Origin of the sequence: Candidatus Villigracilis vicinus (genome assembly GCF_016702885.1) — a bacterium.
Lineage (GTDB): Bacteria > Chloroflexota > Anaerolineae > Anaerolineales > Villigracilaceae > Villigracilis > Villigracilis vicinus.
The window spans coordinates 63,267-78,361 of sequence record NZ_JADJDD010000001.1 but is presented as its reverse complement, the minus strand read 5'-3'; the positions used below and the strand labels follow the sequence as shown (position 1 = coordinate 78,361).

General features: G+C 53.3%; 17 protein-coding genes. 16 read left to right on the top strand and 1 reads right to left on the bottom strand.

The genetic code is table 11. The features are described from left to right. Positions 1 to 3: 3 nt before the first annotated feature. From IPG80_RS00380 to IPG80_RS00365, 4 genes are all read left to right on the top strand, one after another. Positions 4 to 1,086: a chemotaxis response regulator protein-glutamate methylesterase gene (locus IPG80_RS00380; RefSeq protein ID WP_345101475.1), complete on the top strand. Its 1,083-nt coding sequence runs from the start codon at positions 4 to 6 to the stop codon at positions 1,084 to 1,086. 11 nt (positions 1,087 to 1,097) lie between these two features. Beyond that, positions 1,098 to 1,883 carry a protein-glutamate O-methyltransferase CheR gene (locus tag IPG80_RS00375; RefSeq protein WP_345101473.1) on the top strand — a complete coding sequence of 262 codons (786 nt, stop codon included), beginning with the start codon at positions 1,098 to 1,100 and terminating at the stop codon, positions 1,881 to 1,883. An 84-nt stretch (positions 1,884 to 1,967) separates the two neighbouring features. Beyond that, positions 1,968 to 2,519 (top strand): chemotaxis protein CheX, encoded by a 552-nt coding sequence (locus IPG80_RS00370; protein ID WP_345101471.1) that lies wholly within the window; start codon positions 1,968 to 1,970, stop codon positions 2,517 to 2,519. 13 nt (positions 2,520 to 2,532) lie between these two features. Beyond that, a complete protein-coding gene (locus tag IPG80_RS00365) occupies positions 2,533 to 3,057 on the top strand; it encodes a chemotaxis protein CheX (protein WP_345101469.1) in 525 nt (174 codons plus the stop codon). A gap of 5 nt (positions 3,058 to 3,062) precedes the next feature. Here IPG80_RS00365 and IPG80_RS00360 read toward each other — a convergent pair whose 3' ends face one another. Further along, positions 3,063 to 3,458 carry a hypothetical protein gene (locus IPG80_RS00360; protein WP_345101466.1) on the bottom strand — a complete coding sequence of 132 codons (396 nt, stop codon included), beginning with the start codon at positions 3,456 to 3,458 and terminating at the stop codon, positions 3,063 to 3,065. Positions 3,459 to 3,778: 320 nt separating this feature from the next. Here IPG80_RS00360 and IPG80_RS00355 point away from each other — a divergent pair, with 320 nt between their 5' ends. From IPG80_RS00355 to IPG80_RS00300, 12 genes are all read left to right on the top strand, one after another. Beyond that, positions 3,779 to 5,353, top strand: a complete 1,575-nt coding sequence (locus IPG80_RS00355) for a flagellin (RefSeq protein ID WP_345101464.1) — start codon at positions 3,779 to 3,781, stop codon at positions 5,351 to 5,353. Positions 5,354 to 5,475: 122 nt separating this feature from the next. Then, a complete protein-coding gene (fliD, locus tag IPG80_RS00350) occupies positions 5,476 to 7,191 on the top strand; it encodes a flagellar filament capping protein FliD (RefSeq protein ID WP_345101462.1) in 1,716 nt (571 codons plus the stop codon). Between the two features lie 67 nt (positions 7,192 to 7,258). Further along, complete coding sequence (locus IPG80_RS00345; RefSeq protein ID WP_345101460.1) at positions 7,259 to 7,588, top strand: flagellar protein FlaG; 330 nt, start codon at positions 7,259 to 7,261, stop codon at positions 7,586 to 7,588. 224 nt (positions 7,589 to 7,812) lie between these two features. Next, a complete protein-coding gene (locus IPG80_RS00340; RefSeq protein WP_345101458.1) occupies positions 7,813 to 8,184 on the top strand; it encodes a flagellar export chaperone FliS in 372 nt (123 codons plus the stop codon). A 165-nt stretch (positions 8,185 to 8,349) separates the two neighbouring features. Then, the gene (gene flgC, locus IPG80_RS00335; protein ID WP_345101456.1) at positions 8,350 to 8,799 is read left to right on the top strand and encodes a flagellar basal body rod protein FlgC; all 450 of its coding nucleotides are present in this window, start codon (positions 8,350 to 8,352) and stop codon (positions 8,797 to 8,799) included. Between the two features lie 2 nt (positions 8,800 to 8,801). Then, complete coding sequence (gene fliE, locus IPG80_RS00330; RefSeq protein WP_345101454.1) at positions 8,802 to 9,107, top strand: flagellar hook-basal body complex protein FliE; 306 nt, start codon at positions 8,802 to 8,804, stop codon at positions 9,105 to 9,107. A 21-nt stretch (positions 9,108 to 9,128) separates the two neighbouring features. Continuing rightward, the gene (gene fliF, locus IPG80_RS00325; protein ID WP_345101452.1) at positions 9,129 to 10,817 is read left to right on the top strand and encodes a flagellar basal-body MS-ring/collar protein FliF; all 1,689 of its coding nucleotides are present in this window, start codon (positions 9,129 to 9,131) and stop codon (positions 10,815 to 10,817) included. Next, the gene (gene fliG / locus IPG80_RS00320; RefSeq protein WP_345101450.1) at positions 10,814 to 11,815 is read left to right on the top strand and encodes a flagellar motor switch protein FliG; all 1,002 of its coding nucleotides are present in this window, start codon (positions 10,814 to 10,816) and stop codon (positions 11,813 to 11,815) included. The genes fliF and fliG overlap by 4 nt, the downstream gene beginning before the upstream one ends. Next, positions 11,799 to 12,752 carry a FliH/SctL family protein gene (locus tag IPG80_RS00315; protein ID WP_345101448.1) on the top strand — a complete coding sequence of 318 codons (954 nt, stop codon included), beginning with the start codon at positions 11,799 to 11,801 and terminating at the stop codon, positions 12,750 to 12,752. The genes fliG and IPG80_RS00315 overlap by 17 nt, the downstream gene beginning before the upstream one ends. A gap of 3 nt (positions 12,753 to 12,755) precedes the next feature. Beyond that, positions 12,756 to 14,087: a flagellar protein export ATPase FliI gene (gene fliI / locus IPG80_RS00310; protein ID WP_345101446.1), complete on the top strand. Its 1,332-nt coding sequence runs from the start codon at positions 12,756 to 12,758 to the stop codon at positions 14,085 to 14,087. Between the two features lie 12 nt (positions 14,088 to 14,099). Then, positions 14,100 to 14,552 (top strand): hypothetical protein, encoded by a 453-nt coding sequence (locus IPG80_RS00305; protein WP_345101444.1) that lies wholly within the window; start codon positions 14,100 to 14,102, stop codon positions 14,550 to 14,552. A 6-nt stretch (positions 14,553 to 14,558) separates the two neighbouring features. Beyond that, a complete protein-coding gene (locus IPG80_RS00300) occupies positions 14,559 to 15,095 on the top strand; it encodes a lytic transglycosylase domain-containing protein (protein ID WP_345101442.1) in 537 nt (178 codons plus the stop codon).

Here is a 15,095-nt window from a genome sequence, read left to right as displayed (position 1 = left end):
AATATGACCGACAACGGCAATATCCCCAAATCGCTGCGTGTGATGGTCGTGGATGATTCCGCGTTCATGCGATTCTCCATCATCCAGCAGCTCAACGAAGACCCCGAAATTCAGGTTGTCGGTTCCGCCAGCAACGGCAGGGAAGCCCTGCGTCTCATCCCGCAATTGCAGCCGGATGTCATTACCCTTGATGTGGAAATGCCCCATCTGGACGGTCTTTCCACCTTGCGCGAGATCATGAAAAACTTCCCGCGGCCGGTCATCATGGTCAGCAGCCTCACCAAAGAAGGCGCGTCAGAAACCATTCAAGCTCTGATGTACGGCGCGGTGGATTTCATTCCCAAACCCGACAACCGCCTTGAGATCCGCACCGCAATGAGCGAGATCATCGCCAAGATCAAACATGCGGCGAAGGCTCGTGTCAAACATGCCACTTCCTATCTTCTCAAAACATCCTCCCCTTCGGCATCCAGCCAGGGAGACAAAGCGGTCCGACCGTACTCGAAGCAGGCTCCGGTTATTCTGATAGGTTCCTCTACGGGCGGGCCTGGAGCGTTGAGCGAAGTAGTCCCCGCGTTGCCTGCCAACCTGCCCTCACCGGTGGTCATTGTGCAGCACATGCCGGCAGGATTTACACGCTCGCTCTCAGAAAGGCTCAACACCATCTCGCAGCTAAAAGTGAAGGAAGCAGAGCCCGGCGACGCACTCATGGTTGGCCAGGTATTGCTCGCCCCCGGCGGCTTTCACATGACCTTTGACGAAGACGAGAAAGTTGTGCTCAACCAGAAACCCGCCGTGCACGGGGTGCGCCCCGCAGTGGATGTGACCCTCAATTCGCTGAACAAGCATTTTGGCAGGAATATGATCGGCGTGATACTGACCGGCATGGGCAGTGATGGCGCGATCGGAACATCCATCCTGCACAGCGCCGGCGGATATGTGATCGCAGAAGATGAAAGTACCTGCATTGTTTGGGGCATGCCCCGCAGTGTGGTTGAAGCCGGGGCGGCTAGCATCGTCCTGCCGCGCCCCCAGATCGCAAAAGGCATTGAGAACGCGATCCGCGAATTGACATCAACAAGGTAAGGAAAATAGTTATGGATGCTGAAGTTTATTCACAGGTAAAAACATCGATCAAACGCACGCTCAAGATCGACCTTGAAAATTATAAAGAAGAGCAAATGAAGCGCCGCCTGGACTCCTGGCTCGTCCGCTCGCGCATCTCCAATTGGAAGGATTATTTCAATCTGGTGGTGACCGATGACGCCGAGATGGAACGCTTCCGCAATTACCTTACCATCAACGTGACCGAATTCTTTCGCGACCTGAACCGCTGGGACAATGTCCGCAAAGACATTTTGCCTTATCTGCTAAAAAATTGCGGAGGTGGTCCCATGAAATTATGGAGCGCGGGCTGCTCTACCGGAGCCGAAGCCTACACCCTGGCCATCCTCATGGACGAAGCCGCGCCCAACCAGAAGTATTCCATTCTGGCGTCTGACCTGGACCGCGGCGCTCTGTTGAAAGCCAAGGCACGCGGACCGTACTCCCCGGAAGATATTCGCAACCTTACCCCTGCCCAGCGCCAGAAGTACGTCTCCCCCATTGCCCCGCACTTTGCGAACGAGAAATTGCAAAGGAATATTCGCTTTCAAGAGCAAAACCTCCTGGAAGAGCCCTTTGAAAATAATTTTGACCTGATCGTTTGCCGCAATGTGGTGATCTACTTTACGACAGAGTCAAAAGATGTGTTGTATGAAAAGTTCTGCAAAGCTTTAAAGCCCGGGGGTGTCCTTTTTGTTGGGGGCACCGAGATCATCTCAGGGTCATCAAAATTCGGCTTTGAAAATTTTGGGATCTCTTTTTACAGAAAAGCTTTATAGAAAACCAGTGATCGGCAATAAAAAATCTTTCAAAAAAATCCCATTTGGGAAGTCCTCATACCTTTATGGAGGTGAAATGTGGATGTGAAATTTCTAAACCCGTTTATCCAGGCAGCCATTGAAGTGCTAAAAACAGAAGTGGCGGCCAACCCTGTTCGCAAGGATATCACCCTTCAACAGTCATCGCTGACCTCAGACGACATTACTGTTTTCATCAATCTGATCGGCGATGTTTATGGCGTGGTCATGTATGGCATGTCCACTGTGACCTGCTTGAACATGGTATCCAAGATCCTCGGGCAGGAATTCAAGGAATTTAACGCACTCGCCCAAAGCGGCGTGGCGGAATTGGGAAATGTGATTAGCGGGCAGGCCACCATCCGCTTTTCGGAAGCGGGGTTCAAATCGAACATTTCGACCCCCACGGTCTTGAACGGCAACGGAGTTGAGATCTCCACTCTTGATTTTCCACGTGTTGTGGTTCCGCTTGAAACCCAGTACGGCGTCCTGACCGTTCACCTCGCCTTGCGCGAGAAGAAGACCGGCGAAGCTCACCTTGCCGATAATTTCATTTCCTCGATCAAAGCCTCTGCAACTCCGCAGGATGCTTCATTGCCGCCCCTCACCACCGGATAAACAGGAGTGAAACATGAATGTTAAGTTTCTAAACCCTTTTGTCACCGCCGCCCATGACATCCTGCACATGGAGTTGCATGGACCGGTTGAGCGCGGAGAGTTGAAACTGGAAAGCGGTCCCTATCGCACCGATGATGCGACCGTCATCATTTCACTGGTCGGCGCTGTGGACGGAACGGTCTTCTATAGCATGTCGAAGGAATCAGCTATTCAATTTGCTTCTGCATTAATGGGGGAAAAATTTGACGGGTTAAATTCGCTTGCCCAGAGCGGCATTGCCGAATTGGGGAATGTCATCACCGGTCAGGCGAGCATGAGACTGGCTGAGGCTGGCTTCGAGTCAAACATTTCGACGCCGTCTTTATTGATCGGCAAAGGCGCTTCGATCTCCACCCTTGAATATCCGCGCCTGGTGGTGCCTCTGACCACAGAAGCGGGATCGCTGACCATTCACCTTTCACTGCGTGAAAACCTGCAAACCAATCTGAAAACGCCTCAAATCGCCATCCCTGCAGCCTTTGAAACCCCAAATTCTTGAGCCGGTTAAGGAACGATCCCTGCGCAGGCCACACCATTCTTCGGAGCGTTGATCTTCTCCAATTTCCAGGGACCGTTATCCAGCAGGATGCGGCAGCTCAGTTCACCCGTCTCTGATGGGTTTGAAGCGGTTAGATACACTTCCGTGCCGCTGTCGATTCGGAGTGTCTTCGACCAGGGAACGGTCACCGTGGACGGTTTATCGATCACCACGTCACCAGCCCGCAGGGTAATGTTGGCATATCCGCCTGATGCCTTCACTTCAAAAAAAACAAGGCGGCTGCCCTCAGATGGTGCAAAAACCCCCAAAGAAGTTAAAAAGGCAACCGCTCCGCCCACAAGTGCCAGCACAAAAACCACTTGCAGGGCCGTTTTCGTTCTGTCTGACATATCTGTGAGCATGGTTTGTTCTCCTGTTTTTTCAGTGATTATATATCAAGAAGGGTTTTTTTCAGCCAGGTTTGTGATTATGCAAGGTAAATTTAATGCGGTATTTACGACTAGCCCTCAAGTAAAGTGGGGGTCTGCCGAAACTAGAAACATGATCGAAAAATTGAATATTTCAGAAAGGCACTAAGGAGGTGCTTATCGCGTAGATCGCCCGGAAAACCCACCACATCGTCATAAAAGTCCGTATCCGCAACAAATTGCAAGACCAATCGTCAAAATCAAAAAAATAGGGGAAGGATCCCCTACCTATAATTCAAACATGGAGGTTTGAAATGGCTACTGTAGATGTCACCCGCATTGCTTCAAATATCGGCGCTCTGAATTCCCTCAACTCTCTGACTGGTATCAACGCCAAACTGGCGACCCATCAGACTCGTCTCTCGACCGGCAAGCGCATCAACAGCGCTTCCGATGACCCCGCCGGCTTGACCATCGCCACCAAGATGCTTGCCCGCTCGGAAGGTTTGAAAGTTACGCTCGACAACATCGGTGATGCCAAGAACATGCTCTCCGTCGCCGAAGGCGGCTTGAGCAAGATGACCGACATCATCGTGCAAATGCGCAATAAGGCTGAGCAGGCTGCTTCCGATACGCTCGGTTCTTCAGAGCGCTCTACGATCCAGACCCAGCTTTCGTCCTATGCTCAACAGCTGCAAGACATCGTTGACCAGACCAAATGGAACGGCGTGAAACTGCTCGACATCACCACCGGCACCAAGCAATTCCAGACCGGTGTGGATGAAGGCGAAACCACGACCTGGAGCATGGCTTCCAACCTCGCCCCCGCTGGTTTGAACCTCTCCGCCAACCAGGTTGGTGATGCGGTTGCAGTGACAAGTGCAGACACTGGTTTCGTCAATGTTGGCGCAGGCGCTCAGGTTGTTCAGGGCGGAACCTTGGGCAACATGACCAAGCTTACGACCGGTGGATACTCCTTCGAGGTTTTGGGCAAGGCGACCGATGCCACCCACGGTTCTGCGACCGCCTCCACCGCTCTCTTGACCGGCGTCTCTGGTCTCTCCACCGCCACCACCGGCACAGCCGCGGCTGAAGCATCTGGTCACTTCCGTGTGACGATCACCGGCAAGGATGATACTCTTGACACGATCTCTTACAAGGTTGAAAACCTGGATAACAATACCTGGGGCACCAGTGGCTCAGTGACAGTCAGCGGTCAATCTTTGGCAGATGCTGCAGGCACGATGATCGTGCAAGACAGTGCCACCGCTCTCAACCACCACCTCGGTGTTGAATTGACCCTCGTCAGTGGTCGCAACGGTCTCGTGGTCGGTCAGACCATGGAGTACGAGTACATCAAGCAAGGACAGGCCAAGGTTGAGTTGAATGACGGCTCCGGCGTGGCGATGGAAATTGCCAAGAACGCCGCTGGGACCCAGACTGGAACGTATGCCTACACAACCGCTGACGGCACATCAGCATCCGATTACAACTCCGGTCGCGGCGCGACCATCCGCCTGAACGCAGTTGCAAGTGTGTCTGTTGGTAACAAGGCTGCCTTCACCTACAAAGCGGACAATCGCTACCTCGTGGACGTGTCATCCGCTTCCAAGGCTGGTGCTTACATGACCACAGCGAACAACGCTCTCGACAAGGTCACCAGCGCGATCTCTGACCTCGGTTCTCTGATGGCTCGCTTGACCTTCAAGGAAGACTCAGTCGCTACAGCCCAGGTCAACGTGGAAGCTTCTTACAACCGCATTATGAACGCCAACATGGCTGAAGAACAGATGAACGCTTCGAAGTTCTCCATCCTGCAACAGACGGCGATCGCGATGCTCGCGCAAGCCAACCAGGCTCCGCAGAACCTCCTCAGCCTCTTCCGCTAGGATGACGGGACCTTCATAGCAAGCGGTACGAATTCATTGGGGAGGCGCCTCCGGCGCCTCCCCAACAACCCTTCAAGGTAAAGTAATTTCTTGAGGCGGCCCAAACAAAACGAAGGTGAACCATGGCAACAACGATCACATCCATAGATGCCTCGATCAAGAACCTGGCAGTTCCATTTCAGACAGCGATCAAGACACAGATCGAGTCTGAAAGTGCGCCGCTTAAGCGGATCCAGGTTTTAAAGGATAGTATCGAAGTTCGCAAGGGTGTGTACACGGATGTGAAGACCAACCTCGATGCGCTGCAAAGCGCGATGCAGGCTCTGATCAGTTCCCAGTCCACCTATGGTCTCACCAGCACATCAAAATCCAGCGTGGTCCCTGCCACCAGCGGCTCAACTGTGCTCACGATCAGCAAGACCAGCGAAACAGCCGCCGCAACCGATTATGATTTTTATGTCTCCAAGCTTGCCAAGGCTCACAGCCGCGCAACCGCTGCCGCAGCCAGCCCGGATATCGCCCTTAACAAGAGCGGAACCTTCTGGATGGGAGGAACGGGCACAGCCAATCTGCAAACAGAAACCGAACCCGGCGTGTACGCGGACTTTGTCGCATCCACCTCCCTGACAGCCGCCTCTGCCATTTCGGCAGCCACCGGTCAAAAGGAACTTGGCACCGGCACATACACCCTGCAAGTGCGCGACTCATCCAGTGTGCGCCAGTTCCGCCTGGTCGATGCCGACGGCAACGCGGTCTCGATCCGCAAGTCTGACGGCTCCACCGGCTACACCTCTGAATGGCAGACCATGAACGATGGTGTGTTCGATACAGGGCGCGGACAATCGCTCACCCTGAACAAATCCGGCGGATTGGAAACCACAAGTTTCTACTACACCGCCAAAGGCACATCCATCTCGATCAGCACCAGCGATACCCAGCGAAGCATCGTCGCCTCGATCAACGCCGCTCTTCAACCTGAAGGGCATGATTTCAGAGCTTCGATCGTTTCCAACCAATTGGTACTCACCTCCTCGCAGACCGGCGCGAACCACTCCATGATCTATACCGATGGAGCGAGCCTGGGCTTCAACACCCTGCTGCAAAGCGCGCAGAATGCCGAGTTCACAGTCAACGGGATGAACGTCTCCCGCGCCAGCAACGCCAACTTGACCGATGTGGTCGATGGGCTCACCATCAATCTGGCTGGCGACGCAGAAGGCAAGAGCGCCAGATTGAGCGTCACCGCGAACAACGATAAAGCCCTCGGATTGATGAACGCGTTGGTTACAAAATTCAACGCATCCATCACACATCTGAAAGACAAGATGGCATCCACATCCAAGACCGAGAACGGCAAGACCACCTACACCCGCGGCCCACTCAGCGGTGAAACCGTCTTCAGCAATTTCCGCTCAGACATGCTCTACCGCATGAGCCGCAGTTACACGAACACCGGAAATTACAAACGACTTGAAGAAGTCGGTCTATCCTTCGATAAGGATATGAAGCTGACCCTGGACAGCACCAAGTTCAGCGATGCGATCAAGAACAACAAGGCGGATGTCACCGCCCTGTTGGATGCAGGCATGGGCGAAATGAACACCATGCTTTCACGCTACACCGGCACCAGCGGACTGCTTACAAAATCCTTGAGTTCCTTTGAGACCCAAAGCAAGGATTACGATCAGCGCATTGCCAAATACAATGCCTCGCTCGAAATTCGCAAGCAATCCCTGTACAACCAATACATTGAATATCAGGCTCAACTGGTTGACCTTGGCAACACCGCCACCATGTTCGGCATCAACCTCGGCTCGAACGTAAACACCTCGGGCTAGAAAATTGACCTGAAGATTCCAACATCCATATCTTGAAAATTTTTCAAGGCTGGAAGGATCGTGAACCATGAACGAATCATCCATAAAACCAATCAGTGGAGTACAGCTTTCGGATGGCAGCGCCATCTCACGGGCGCTGGCGGCACAGGCAGAATCAGCCGCGCAGGTCCGCGTGAGTGATGCAGCGCACAAAGCCAGTACGCAGGTCGAGACGAAGAAAGCTTCCAACGAGCTCGCCAGCCTGGCGAACGTCTCCATCCATTTCCGCGTGGATGAAGCGACAAACAATGTCACCGTATTTCTGGTGGACAGAAAAACCAAAAAGGTTTTGCGCTCCATCCCATCCAATGAACTTCAAAAACTCCAGATCAGCGATCTGTTAAAGCTCACCATTTGATACGATCAGCACCCCACTGGCGAGCAGGCACATCACGCAAGGTCACGCAATGCACCCCTGCGGCTCTATGTCTTTGCTTTAAATTTCATGACTGTGTAGGAAAAAATCAAAAATAAATTTTATGCCGAATTAATGCAGCTTTACTCAAGTTCGGCACGGCATAGCCGAAACTGAATGTGTAAGAATAAAAAATAGCATTCGCGAAAAAATCGAGGATTTAGACCATGTTTCAAACAGCTTATCGCAACCAATATCGGCAACAGGATGTAATGAACGCCAGCCCGCTGCGCCTCGTCATCATGACCTACGATCTGGCGATCCGCTCGTGTGAACAACAGGATTTCGGAAAAGCGATCAAGACCATCAGCGCTCTGCGCGATGCCCTTGACCTTGACTACCCCGAAGTCGCTGCCGGTCTATTCCGCCTGTATCAATGGTGCCTCGACTGCATCCGCAAAGGTGATTACAACTCTGCGATCTCCACCCTCTCCGAGCTGCGCAGCGCCTGGATCGCCACAGAAGAAAAGATCTCCGCCCGCCAGGTTGTGACCGTCGCCCCCACCTACTCAACATCCTTCGGCAATATTTTGACATAATTCGCCGATTTTTTCTCGAAAAAAGCCCAAAAGATAACAAAGCGCCTTTCCGAAAGGAAATAGGCGCTTTATTTTTATTCACACAAAATTTATTTTAACTTCACACTGCTTTTACTGTGGCAAAACCCCTCCTTTGATAATATCGAACCGACTAAGGAGAAGATTATGAGTTTCTGGAATTCCCTCCGAATTGGTTTATCTGGGCTGACGGCACAGCGAATGCGCTTGGACCTGATCTCGAACAATATCGCCAACGCACAGACCACCCGCACCGAAAAAGGCGGCGCCTATCAACGCCAGGATGTGGTCTTCCTGCCGGAAGAACAAAATGATTTTCTGCCTAAACTGGTGGCTGCCCGCCGCAAACAGGATGGCACCAGCCTGCAGGGCGGCGTCAAAGTGGCTGAGGTCACAACGGATACTGAAACAGGTCCGAGGGTGTACGACCCGACCCACCCCGATGCCGACGCTGAAGGTTTTGTCACCCTTCCCAATGTAGACATCGTGGTTGAAATGACCAACATGCTCTCTGCCACCCGTTCTTATGAAGCGAACCTCGCTTCTGTGGAAGCTTCAAAACGCATGGCGCTCAAAGCGCTTGAGATCGGCAGGTAATCATGGCAATTTCCCCAATTAATTCCAGCCCCATCCCGGTCATTCAAGATATTAATGCCACGCAGAAACCTTCTGCCAGCAGCAACACCCAGCAGATCACGAAGTCGTTTGAAGAAATGCTCAACACACTCAATCAATCTCAACTGAATACAGACAGCCTTGTTGAGCAAATGGCACGCGGCGAAGACGTGGACCTGCACACGGTAATGATTGCAATGGAAGAGAACAATGTGAATTTCAATGTAGCGCTCGGCATCCGCGACAAGCTGGTTGAAGCCTATCGCGAGATCATGAGAATGCAAGTCTAATAAACATTCGGGACTTACTCTATGCTTACCAATGTTCAACAACAATTCGTGACGTTATGGAAAAAGCAAAGCCTTGGGAAACAGATCACCATGGCTGCGCTTGTATTGTCCATGCTGATCCTGACCCCGGTGCTGGTAGGCTGGGCAAATACCCCGAGCTACTCTGTAGCGTACACGGGTCTCAGTGAAGAAGATGCGGCTCAAATCGTTCAGAAGTTGGATGATAACAACATCACTTATCAGCTTAAGAGCAGCGGCACCATTGAGGTGCCGAGTGACCAGGTGTACACCACACGTTTATTGATGGCTCGTGAAGGATTGCCCCAATCAAGCACGGTTGGGTACGAGTTGTTCAGCGGTAGTTCCATGCTGGGGATGACGGAATTCTCACAAAAAGTAAATTATCAGCGCGCCATTGAAGGCGAGTTGGAGCGGACCATTGGCAGCATAAAAGCCGTGAAGGCAGTGCGTGTCCATTTGGTGATCCCTGAGAAGAGCCTGCTCACTTCGGTCCAATCACTTGCCACGGCATCTGTGACCATGCAGATCAACCCTGGCGAGGTTTTGGACGACTCGCAGGTACGCGCGATCACGCATTTGATCGCAAGCAGTGTGGAAGGACTGAAGCCGGAAAACGTAGTGGTGGTTGATGGCAACGGCAACCTGCTGGCTTCAGGCGAAAGCTCTGAAAACGAAATGAACATGTCCATGAAGGATGAGCAGCGTTCGATCGAGAATGCGTACGCGCTCGAAGTGCAGAAAAAAGTGCAAGCCATTCTGGATAAGATCCTCGGTCCCAATCGTTCGGTTGTGCAAGCCACCGTTGAAATGGACTGGACACAACGCGAAGTCACCTCGAACACATACTCCCCCACCGAGGTGGCGATCCGCAGTTCGCAGGTGATCAACGAAGTCTCGAGCAGCGGCGGCACGACCGGAGGTGTTCCGGGCGCCACATCAAACCTGCCCACACCCGTTGCAACCACCACCGGCTCTGGTTCTGAAAGTTACCAGCGCAGTGAAGAAACTTTGAACTATGAGGTCAGCCAGGTCCAGTCGCACGAAGTCAGCGCGCCGGGCAAGGTCAGCCGCATTTCAGTTTCTGTCATGGTGGATAACATCAGCGACGCCGCGCAAATGGAGATCATTCGATCTGCAGTGCAGGTTGCAGCCGGCATTGACACCACCCGCGGCGATCAGGTAGCTGTGGAATCCTTCGCGTTCGACCGCACCGCACTGGATGCACTCAGCACCGAGCTTGCTCAACAACAGCAGCAGGAACTTTACCTGCGCATCGGCGCCGGCGTTGCGGCGGGGCTGGTGGTTCTCGCTCTGCTCTTCTTCATCCTGCGGTTGATCAACAACACACGCAACGCATCCAAGGAAACCTGGAAGCCCGTGATGCTGCCCGTGGGAGAAGTCTCAGCCCTTGGTGAGCCTGACTACAAGGTAGCAGCCATGAAACTGCAAGATGACCTGTCGCAAGCGCTCTCCCGCCTTGCCGAAAAAGATGGCGGCGCTGGCAGCGTAATGCCCATGAGCTCCAAAGTGGAAAGCAATGAAGATGTCGTGGTTCAGCTTCGGTCCAAGACCGCCCGCTCATCTGATGAAGAACAGAATGCCCGGATCATTACCCGACTCACTGAAGAGAATCCCGCGACCGTTGCTGAGATCATTCAGATCTGGCTGAACGAAGGGAAGAAGTCATGACCACCGGCATAGAGAAAGCATCAGCCCTCCTTCTTGGGCTTGGCGTGGATCGGTCTTCCCGGGTGCTTCAGTACCTGAATGAGGGTGAGATCGAACAGGTGCTGATGGTGCTTGGCAAGCCAGGCATGGTCTCGCCGGAAGTACGGCGTGAGGCTCTGCGCGAAGCCTGCGAACTCAGCATGTCAGACACTTCCGAAATGCGCGGCGGCATCGAATATTCCCGCCAGCTTTTGGCCCGCGCTGTCGGTCCGCGCAGAGGAACAGAGATCCTTGAACGCATCTCTGTTCATCAGCAGCTTTCGTCCTTTGAAATGTTGAAGAACGCAAACACCACTGAAGTGGCATCGCTGCTTCAGGAGGAAATGCCGCAAACCATCGCTCTTGTGCTTTCGTATCTCGAAGCCAAGGTCGCAGCCGATATTCTAACGAGCATGCCCAAGGACATCCAGATCGAAGTGACCTTGCGGCTCGCTGCCATGGACCGGGTCTCTCCGCAAGTCGTTCAACAGGTGGAAAAAAGCCTGAAGAGCAAACTCTCCAGCGTCATCAATGAAGCGGATTTTCGTGCCACGGGCGGCGTGACCTTTTTGGTGAAGGTGCTCAACCAGGTGGACCGCGGCGCGCAAAAATCCATTTTTGATGCGTTGGAAACGACTAATGCCAAACTGGTGGAAGAGATCCGCGCCAACATGTTCACCTTTGACGATGTGATCAAACTCGATGACCGAGCCATGCAGCGTGTGCTGCGAGACATCAACAAGGCTGACTTGGCTCTCGCGCTCAAAGGCGCGCCGGATCGTTTGAGAGAGAAGGTCTTTTCCAATCTCTCGGAACGCGCGCGCGAAAACTTGAAAGAAGAGATCGACATTCTGGGTCCGCAGTTGGCCAAGAATGTTTATACGGCCCAAAGGAAGATCGTGGATGTTTGCCGATCGCTGGAAGAATCGGGTGAGATCGTCATCGCAGGCGGCGGAGGGGAAAATGAAGTCATTGTATAAAGCGAATCAGAACGAAACCCCTGCCGCGTGGAATCCGCCGGAGTTCGATGAAGACGCGACCGTCAACGAGCAAAAGATCAACAAGGAAGATATTCTTTCCATCTTCCAAAACCTGGACGTCAATGAGCTGAAAACCAAAGCCGCTGCAACCGGAAAGGCTGTGAAGTCGAAGAATATTAAGTTCGCTTCGTGGAAGCCCGGTCAGTTGGGACAGGCGCAAGCGAAAGTTAGCCCGGCGGAGTGGAACTTCATCGAAGTCACAGACACTCCCTTCGATCGGACATGGAAGGTGCAAAGCCCGGCTCCGGTTTCGAACCAGCCGTCTTCACAGCAGTTGGAAGAAGACGAGACCGCACTGCTCATTGAACGTGCCCGTCATCAAGCGGAAGAGATCATCCTTGCCGCGCAAGCCGAAGCAGATGACATCCTGCTGCAGGCTGAGGCTGAGATCCAAGAGCAAAAGCAGGCAGGCTTTCAGCAGGGACAACGTGAAGCCCGCACCGAGATCGAAGACGCGCTCAAGGCTGTACACAGCACGGTCGAAGAGATCGAAAATTGGAAGCAGGAATTCTTCGCCCAGGGCGAGCAGGTCCTGATCGACATGCTGAAGGATATTTCCAACAAGATGTTCGGCGAAGGCGCGAAGCTAAATGCCCAGGCCTTGCATGCAAACTTGAGCCGTGTCATGGAAAACGCTCACGGACTTGGAGCATTAAAGGTCTTCCTCAACCCCAACGATGCAAGATTACTGGACTCCTACTGGAGCGAACAACAAATGTTGATCCACGGAGAACCGGTGAAGGTCATTGCGTCCAACAGCATTACCCCGGGCGGATGCCTGATCAAAGGAAACATTGGAACAGTGGATGGACGCGTGGAAACACAACTCAACGCCATCTTGAAATCACTGGATGAAACGGACACTCCCGAAGAGTAGATCATGGAAAAAGTCAGCCCTGACCTTTCACGCTTTCGCAACGCGCTTACGCAGCTCAACCCGTTATCGATCACGGGGAAAGTTGTGCAGGTCGTTGGCCTGACCGTGGAAACCATGGGGCTGAACTGCCAGATCGGCGAGGTCTGCGAGATCCAGACCAGCAATAAATCTGTGCTTCTGGCAGAAGCCATCGGCTTCCGCAACAACCGCATGCTGCTCATGCCACTGGGAAATATGGAAGGGATCCAGCCCGATAGTGTCGTCCGCTCGGTTTCGCAAACCTTCAAGGCTCCGGTCGGGCGGTCGCTCATTGGACGTGTTCTGAACGGGTTGGGAGAACCGATCGATGGCAAGGGTCCGCTCAAGCACTCAAGCCATGCTTCCATCAACCAGACTCCGCCTCACCCACTTCAACGCGCCGCGATCGAAGAGCCGCTGGTGACCGGGGTGCGGGTCATCGATGGCATGCTGACCTGCGGCAAGGGACAACGCATGGGTATCTTCGCGGGCAGCGGTGTGGGAAAAAGCACCCTGCTTGGCTCGATCGCCCGAAACTCTGAAAGCGACATTTCCGTCATCGCCCTGATCGGCGAACGCGGACGTGAAGTACGCGAATTTTTGGAAAGAGATCTCGGGCCTGAAGGTCTGGCGCGCTCGGTCATCATCGTCTCCACATCCGACCAGCCCGCATTGATGCGCTTGAAGGCTGCCTCGGTCGCCATGACCGTTGCAGAATACTTCCGCGACGAAGGCATGGATGTGATGTTCATGATGGACTCGGTCACCCGCTTTGCGATGGCGCAGCGTGAGATCGGTCTTTCGATCGGCGAGCCGCCCGCCAGCAAAGGGTACACACCCTCGGTCTTTGCCCTGCTTCCCAAACTGCTTGAACGCGCAGGAAAAGGCGAAACAGGATCGATCACCGGTTTCTTCACCGTGCTGGTGGAAGGCGATGATTTCAATGAACCGATCTGTGATGCGGTGCGCGGCATTCTCGACGGACACATCATCCTCAGCCGAACCCTGGCCGCACGAAATCATTACCCCGCCATCGACGTGCTCAACAGCGTCAGCCGCGTGATGCCGGCGTTGACCACCAAAGAGCATTTACAGCTCGCCGCCTTTGCCCGCAAAAATCTCGCGGTCTACGAAAAGTTTCGCGACCTCGTCAATATCGGCGCATATGTCAAAGGTTCTGACCCCGAAGCCGATACCGCCCTGCTCGTGATCCCTGAACTCAATCGCTTCCTGCAGCAAGGACGTTCCGAAGTCAGCGCATTCAACAGCACCATCCAATTTATGAGCGAGATCAGCCAGATCTCAGCCGTCAACTAATCGAGGTAAGACATGATGTCACCCAAATTTTCACTGCAAAATGTTTTGGATCTCCGCCACGGAAAAGTGGAACTATTGGAGATCGAACTGGGGAAGTTGACGGCCATCCACCAGGAAACCCAGGACTTGCACACTTCGCTCAAGCACTACCAGGAAAGCCTGCTCGGGCAATTAAGCGCAGCTCAAACCGGCGACATGGACATGGTCGAGATCAACCTCCTGCGCTTGAACATCCTGCAGATCAATAAGCACATTGAAGTGGTCGTGCTCGAACTCAAGAAGCAAGCCAGAGAGATCGAAGAGACCCGCATGAAATTGGTACAAGCCAAACAGGCCGAGGAGACCCTGGAGATCTTGAAGCGCAAACGCCACGAAGTGTATGTAGCCGAGCAGATTCAGATCGAATCGCAGGCGCAGGATGACATTTACATCGCCCGCGCATTCCGCAGCCAGAACGGAGCGTAACCCATCATGGATAACTCCTTCTTCACCGGTCAGATCCAATCTGTCATGCAGAATCTCATGTTCTCACTGCTTGAGAAACTGCTAAGCCGGATCGAGACCAAGGGACAAAACAGCGAGTCTGCCTTAACTACAAGCGGGGAACCCGTCAACGGAGATTTTTCCAGCCTCATAAATCAGGCTGCTCAAAAATACAACGTTGCCCCGGGGCTGGTGCAGGCGGTCATCAAGGCTGAGTCAAACTTCAATCCCAATGCGGTCTCCTCTGCCGGCGCGCAGGGATTAATGCAGCTTATGCCTTCCACCGCTGATTGGCTCGGCGTGAGCAATTCGCTCGACCCGGCGCAAAACATCGAAGGCGGCACACGCTTCCTCAGTCAATTATTAGACCGCTACAACGGCAACGTCCATCTGGCAGTCGCAGCATATAACGCCGGTCCGGGTGCTGTGGATAAATACAACGGCATCCCGCCTTATCAGGAAACACAAACGTACGTCAATCGTGTATTGGGTTACTTCAACTCCAGTAATGAATGGCAGGCATGA

Coding starts and splice junctions, on each gene's coding strand:
- IPG80_RS00380 (WP_345101475.1), top strand. CDS start 4: ATGACCGACAACGGCAATATCCCCAAATCGCTGCGTGTGATGGTCGTG.
- IPG80_RS00375 (WP_345101473.1), top strand. CDS start 1,098: ATGGATGCTGAAGTTTATTCACAGGTAAAAACATCGATCAAACGCACG.
- IPG80_RS00365 (WP_345101469.1), top strand. CDS start 2,533: ATGAATGTTAAGTTTCTAAACCCTTTTGTCACCGCCGCCCATGACATC.
- IPG80_RS00360 (WP_345101466.1), bottom strand. CDS start 3,458: ATGCTCACAGATATGTCAGACAGAACGAAAACGGCCCTGCAAGTGGTT.
- IPG80_RS00355 (WP_345101464.1), top strand. CDS start 3,779: ATGGCTACTGTAGATGTCACCCGCATTGCTTCAAATATCGGCGCTCTG.
- fliD (WP_345101462.1), top strand. CDS start 5,476: ATGGCAACAACGATCACATCCATAGATGCCTCGATCAAGAACCTGGCA.
- IPG80_RS00345 (WP_345101460.1), top strand. CDS start 7,259: ATGAACGAATCATCCATAAAACCAATCAGTGGAGTACAGCTTTCGGAT.
- IPG80_RS00340 (WP_345101458.1), top strand. CDS start 7,813: ATGTTTCAAACAGCTTATCGCAACCAATATCGGCAACAGGATGTAATG.
- flgC (WP_345101456.1), top strand. CDS start 8,350: ATGAGTTTCTGGAATTCCCTCCGAATTGGTTTATCTGGGCTGACGGCA.
- fliE (WP_345101454.1), top strand. CDS start 8,802: ATGGCAATTTCCCCAATTAATTCCAGCCCCATCCCGGTCATTCAAGAT.
- fliF (WP_345101452.1), top strand. CDS start 9,129: ATGCTTACCAATGTTCAACAACAATTCGTGACGTTATGGAAAAAGCAA.
- fliG (WP_345101450.1), top strand. CDS start 10,814: ATGACCACCGGCATAGAGAAAGCATCAGCCCTCCTTCTTGGGCTTGGC.
- IPG80_RS00315 (WP_345101448.1), top strand. CDS start 11,799: ATGAAGTCATTGTATAAAGCGAATCAGAACGAAACCCCTGCCGCGTGG.
- fliI (WP_345101446.1), top strand. CDS start 12,756: ATGGAAAAAGTCAGCCCTGACCTTTCACGCTTTCGCAACGCGCTTACG.
- IPG80_RS00305 (WP_345101444.1), top strand. CDS start 14,100: ATGATGTCACCCAAATTTTCACTGCAAAATGTTTTGGATCTCCGCCAC.
- IPG80_RS00300 (WP_345101442.1), top strand. CDS start 14,559: ATGGATAACTCCTTCTTCACCGGTCAGATCCAATCTGTCATGCAGAAT.